Source organism: Rhodanobacter sp. sgz306013 (assembly GCF_057031145.1).
In genome coordinates, this window is the sequence record NZ_JBXCIJ010000007.1 from 1 (window position 1) to 5135 (window position 5135).

Consider the following 5135-nt stretch of genomic DNA (forward strand, 5'->3'; position numbering starts at 1 on the left):
GAGATCTTTGACAGTGTGCACAGGTGAATTGTGTGGACGCCTTGCGCTGGCGGGTTGCTGACCTGTCCAAGCAATGCAAGCGTCCCACCCAAAGAAAGTCAGTAATGAGTTTCAATGGTTGGGGTCACGCTTCAGAAAGATAGATGGTTTCGGCCATCGAAAACTTAAGTGAAGAGTTTGATCCTGGCTCAGATTGAACGCTGGCGGCATGCCTAACACATGCAAGTCGAACGGCAGCACAGGTAGCAATACCGGGTGGCGAGTGGCGGACGGGTGAGTAATGCATCGGGATCTACCCTGACGTGGGGGATAACCTCGGGAAACCGGGACTAATACCGCATACGTCCTACGGGAGAAAGCGGGGGACCTTCGGGCCTCGCGCGGCAGGACGAACCGATGTGCGATTAGCTAGTTGGCGGGGTAATGGCCCACCAAGGCGACGATCGCTAGCTGGTCTGAGAGGATGATCAGCCACACTGGGACTGAGACACGGCCCAGACTCCTACGGGAGGCAGCAGTGGGGAATATTGGACAATGGGCGCAAGCCTGATCCAGCAATGCCGCGTGTGTGAAGAAGGCCTTCGGGTTGTAAAGCACTTTTATCAGGAGCGAAATACTACCGGCCAATACCCGGTGGGGCTGACGGTACCTGAGGAATAAGCACCGGCTAACTTCGTGCCAGCAGCCGCGGTAATACGAAGGGTGCAAGCGTTAATCGGAATTACTGGGCGTAAAGGGTGCGTAGGCGGTTCGTTAAGTCTGTTGTGAAATCCCCGGGCTCAACCTGGGAATGGCAATGGATACTGGCGGGCTAGAGTGTGTCAGAGGATGGTGGAATTCCCGGTGTAGCGGTGAAATGCGTAGAGATCGGGAGGAACATCAGTGGCGAAGGCGGCCATCTGGGACAACACTGACGCTGAAGCACGAAAGCGTGGGGAGCAAACAGGATTAGATACCCTGGTAGTCCACGCCCTAAACGATGCGAACTGGATGTTGGTCTCAACTCGGAGATCAGTGTCGAAGCAAACGCGTTAAGTTCGCCGCCTGGGGAGTACGGTCGCAAGACTGAAACTCAAAGGAATTGACGGGGGCCCGCACAAGCGGTGGAGTATGTGGTTTAATTCGATGCAACGCGAAGAACCTTACCTGGCCTTGACATGTCCGGAATCCTGCAGAGATGCGGGAGTGCCTTCGGGAATCGGAACACAGGTGCTGCATGGCTGTCGTCAGCTCGTGTCGTGAGATGTTGGGTTAAGTCCCGCAACGAGCGCAACCCTTGTCCTTAGTTGCCAGCGAGTAATGTCGGGAACTCTAAGGAGACTGCCGGTGACAAACCGGAGGAAGGTGGGGATGACGTCAAGTCCTCATGGCCCTTACGGCCAGGGCTACACACGTACTACAATGGTCGGTACAGAGGGTTGCAATACCGCGAGGTGGAGCCAATCCCAGAAAGCCGATCCCAGTCCGGATTGGAGTCTGCAACTCGACTCCATGAAGTCGGAATCGCTAGTAATCGCAGATCAGCTATGCTGCGGTGAATACGTTCCCGGGCCTTGTACACACCGCCCGTCACACCATGGGAGTGAGTTGCTCCAGAAGCCGTTAGTCTAACCGCAAGGGGGACGACGACCACGGAGTGGTTCATGACTGGGGTGAAGTCGTAACAAGGTAGCCGTATCGGAAGGTGCGGCTGGATCACCTCCTTTCGAGAACGACAGCGCGATCCGTCGCGCAAGACGTCCACACAAGACACCTGTATTTCACGTAGCGTCCCTAGCAAGAAGCTTTCCGGGTCTGTAGCTCAGGTGGTTAGAGCGCACCCCTGATAAGGGTGAGGCCGGTGGTTCGAGTCCTCCCAGACCCACCAACCACGGGGCCATAGCTCAGCTGGGAGAGCACCTGCTTTGCAAGCAGGGGGTCGTCGGTTCGATCCCGACTGGCTCCACCATGGCGCCGCGTGAAATCCAAGCACACTGAAAGATTTGAAGCGAGGCGGCGTTGAGGCCGTTCTTGTGTTCTTTGAAAATTGGCAAACGAGTGACAAGCGTCTTGGTTCGAACCGAACCGAGACACGTGTTGAGGCACGAACAGGTGGTTTGAAAGTATGGCCCTGAGGCGACTTGGGGTTATATGGTCAAGCGACCAAGCGTATACGGTGGATGCCTTGGCAGTCAGAGGCGATGAAGGACGTGGCAGCCTGCGAAAAGTGTCGGGGAGCTGGCAACAAGCTTTGATCCGGCAATGTCCGAATGGGGAAACCCACCGCGCAAGCGGTATCGCATGATGAATACATAGTCATGCGAGGCGAACCCGGGGAACTGAAATATCTAAGTACCCGGAGGAAAAGAAATCAACCGAGATTCCGTCAGTAGCGACGAGCGAACGCGGACTAGCCCAAAAGTGCACAGTGTTTTAGTCGAAGGGTCTGGAAAGGCCCGCCGCAGACGGTGATAGCCCGGTAGGCGAAAGGGCACCGTGCATGAAATTGAGTAGGGCGGGGCACGAGAAACCCTGTCTGAACATGGGGGGACCATCCTCCAAGGCTAAATACTCCTGACTGACCGATAGCGAACAAGTACCGTGAGGGAAAGGCGAAAAGAACCCCGGAGAGGGGAGTGAAATAGACCCTGAAACCGTATACGTACAAGCAGTGGAAGCCCGCAAGGGTGACTGCGTACCTTTTGTATAATGGGTCAGCGACTTACTGTCAGTGGCAAGCTTAACCGTCTAGGGGAGGCGAAGGGAAACCGAGTCTGAATAGGGCGCATAGTCTCTGGCAGTAGACCCGAAACCGAGTGATCTATCCATGGCCAGGTTGAAGGTGCGGTAACACGCACTGGAGGACCGAACCCACATCTGTTGCAATAGATGGGGATGAGCTGTGGATAGGAGTGAAAGGCTAAACAAACTCGGAGATAGCTGGTTCTCCTCGAAAGCTATTTAGGTAGCGCCTCGGACGAATCTTCCTGGGGGTAGAGCACTGTTATGGCTAGCGGGTCATCGCGACTTAGCAAACCATGGCAAACTCCGAATACCAGGACAGACTATCCGGGAGACACACGGCGGGTGCTAACGTCCGTCGTGAAAAGGGAAACAACCCAGACCCGCAGCTAAGGTCCCCAAGTTCTAGCTAAGTGGAAAACGATGTGGAAAGGCATAGACAGCCAGGAGGTTGGCTTAGAAGCAGCCATCCTTTAAAGAAAGCGTAATAGCTCACTGGTCGAGTCGGTCTGCGCGGAAGATTTAACGGGGCTAAGCTAGACACCGAAGCTCGGGGTGCACACTCTGTGTGCGCGGTAGAGGAGCGTTCCGTAAGCCTGTGAAGGTGGATTGTAAAGTCTGCTGGAGGTATCGGAAGTGCGAATGCTGACATGAGTAACGATAATGCGGGTGAAAAGCCCGCACGCCGAAAGCCCAAGGTTTCCTCGCGCAACGTTCATCGGCGCAGGGTGAGTCGGCCCCTAAGGCGAGGCAGAAATGCGTAGTCGATGGGAAGCTGGTTAATATTCCAGCACTTGACTGTAGTGCGATGTGGGGACGGAGAAGGTTAGGTCTACCGGGCGTTGGTTGTCCCGGGGAAAGGCAGTAGGCATGTGGATTAGGCAAATCCGGTCCACTTTATGCCGAGCACCGAGACGAGCCCTTTTGGGCGAAGTGACTGATACCACGCTTCCAGGAAAAGCCACTAAGCTTCAGCTACAGCAAACCGTACCGTAAACCGACACTGGTAGGCAGGGTGAGAATCCCAAGGCGCTTGAGAGAACTCGGGTGAAGGAACTAGGCAAAATGGCACCGTAACTTCGGGAGAAGGTGCGCCTGCCGATGTGGTCACATGCGTGACTGAGCATTGGCAGGTCGCAGTAACCTGGCCGCTGCGACTGTTTATCAAAAACACAGCACTCTGCAAACACGAAAGTGGACGTATAGGGTGTGACGCCTGCCCGGTGCTGGAAGGTTAATTGATGGGGTCAGCCGCAAGGCGAAGCTCTTGATCGAAGCCCCAGTAAACGGCGGCCGTAACTATAACGGTCCTAAGGTAGCGAAATTCCTTGTCGGGTAAGTTCCGACCTGCACGAATGGCGTAACGACAGCGGCGCTGTCTCCACCCGAGACTCAGTGAAATTGAAATCGCTGTGAAGATGCAGCGTTCCCGCGGCAAGACGGAAAGACCCCGTGAACCTTTACTATAGCTTTACACTGAACGTTGAGTTCTTCTGTGTAGGATAGGTGGGAGGCTACGAAACCGAGACGCCAGTTTCGGTGGAGCCATCCTTGAAATACCACCCTGAAGTGCTTGACGTTCTAACCTCGGCCCGTAATCCGGGTCAGGGACCGTGTATGGTGGGTAGTTTGACTGGGGCGGTCTCCTCCCAAAGAGTAACGGAGGAGCACGAAGGTACGCTCAGCGCGGTCGGACATCGCGCACTGTGTGCAAAGGCATAAGCGTGCTTGACTGCAAGATCGACGGATCAAGCAGGTACGAAAGTAGGTCTTAGTGATCCGGTGGTTCTGTATGGAAGGGCCATCGCTCAACGGATAAAAGGTACTCCGGGGATAACAGGCTGATACCGCCCAAGAGTTCATATCGACGGCGGTGTTTGGCACCTCGATGTCGGCTCATCACATCCTGGGGCTGTAGCCGGTCCCAAGGGTATGGCTGTTCGCCATTTAAAGTGGTACGCGAGCTGGGTTCAGAACGTCGTGAGACAGTTCGGTCCCTATCTGTCGTGGGCGTTGGAGATTTGAGGGGGGCTGCTCCTAGTACGAGAGGACCGGAGTGGACGTTCCGCTGGTGTTCGGGTTGTCTCGCCAGAGGCATTGCCCGGTAGCTATGAACGGAAGCGATAACCGCTGAAAGCATCTAAGCGGGAAGCGCGCCCCAAGATGAGATCTCCCGAGAGCTTGACTCTCCTTAAGGCACCATCAAGACCAGGTGGTTGATAGGCGCGATGTGGAAGTGCAGCAATGCATTGAGCTTACGCGTACTAATGAGCCGTGCGGCTTGACCATATAACCCCAAGTGGCCTTCGCCACGTGCCGGTCGATAGAACCCGGACGCTTGTCACTCGTTTGCCTTTGTTTGACGCGAAGTCCTTTTCGCGAAGAGCCCAACCCGCCATCCCTGGCGGACTCTT

General features: G+C 55.4%; 2 tRNA genes and 2 rRNA genes. All 4 read left to right on the forward strand.

Features of this window, described 5'->3' with window-relative positions:
* Positions 1-165 precede the first annotated feature (165 nt).
* The 4 genes from AC2EWF_RS17975 (at position 166) to AC2EWF_RS17990 (ending at position 5010) form a co-directional block, all read left to right on the forward strand.
* Positions 166-1706: ribosomal RNA gene (locus AC2EWF_RS17975) — 16S ribosomal RNA — on the forward strand.
* A gap of 84 nt (positions 1707-1790) precedes the next feature.
* Positions 1791-1867 (forward strand) — tRNA-Ile (locus AC2EWF_RS17980).
* 5 nt (positions 1868-1872) lie between these two features.
* Positions 1873-1948 (forward strand) — tRNA-Ala (locus AC2EWF_RS17985).
* Between the two features lie 184 nt (positions 1949-2132).
* Positions 2133-5010: ribosomal RNA gene (locus tag AC2EWF_RS17990) — 23S ribosomal RNA — on the forward strand.
* The 16S and 23S rRNA genes sit together here with 2 tRNA genes alongside, the layout of an rRNA operon.
* The last annotated feature ends 125 nt before the right edge of the window (positions 5011-5135 follow it).